Consider the following 874-nt stretch of genomic DNA (forward strand, 5'->3'; position numbering starts at 1 on the left):
ATACACATCAACATGTGGATCGCAGTATGGGCGACGTTCATGCGCATGGTAATCCGCACGTGCAGTTTGCTGCGAATGACATGACTACGCTTTCGCGCGTTGTGACTCAGCGTTTGCAAGCGGTTGATCCTGAAAATGCGCCAACCTACCAGCTCAATGGGATGAAGTTTCGTGCGCATTGGCGAAAAAAACTCAACGAATGGGAAGCAAAAGCTAAGCCGTTAAATGGTAAGCAAGTTGTGGGCTATCATTCCACTTACCGATATTTGTTCGATTGGCTGGGCATGGTTCAAGTTGCGGATCTTGAGCCCAAACCAGGGGTATCGCCGCCGACCTCGCATCTGCAATCACTGACAAAGTTGGACGCAAGTTCGTTTGATGCGATTGTGTATTCGTCTCACCAAGATCAACGCCCCGCAATGTGGTTGCAACAACGAACAAACAAACCTGTCGTCCAATTGCCTTTGACGGTGTCAAAAGAGCAGAACTTAGATGATTTGTACGATGAAGTGATTGCCGAATTACTCGATGTGTTGGTTTCTCCTAGCGCTGTGAAGTTTTGATCATGACTGAATACACATGGTTAGCGCCGGCTATTTTGTGCGGCGTGATTGCGCTAATTGGTAACGTCGTACTTGGCCAGCAAGTATTGCAGCGGCAGATCATTTTCATCGACCTTGCGGTGGCTCAAGTCGCAGCATTGGGTGCGGCGCTTAGTCATTATTGGCTAAACTCATCTACTTTGTACGTGAGGATTCCTTGGTTATCGGAATCTTGGCTGGGTGCAATGCTTGGCCCTTGGATAATGTCGTTATTGTTATGCGGATTGATTGCTGCATTAGAAAAGCGAAATCATCCGCATCTTGAGCCGATG

Annotated in this window: 1 protein-coding gene and 1 pseudogene; both read left to right on the plus strand. The window is 47.9% G+C overall.

From position 1 onward, the window contains the following. A partial coding sequence (locus R7O13_RS25290) for a metal ABC transporter solute-binding protein, Zn/Mn family (protein ID WP_318304999.1) occupies window positions 1–563 on the plus strand: 563 nt, incomplete at its 5' end. A gap of 2 nt (window positions 564–565) precedes the next feature. Continuing rightward, a pseudogene (locus R7O13_RS25295) lies at window positions 566–874 on the plus strand (metal ABC transporter permease); the annotation flags it as partial.

The sequence above is a fragment of the Vibrio sp. Y176 genome (genome assembly GCF_033438945.1).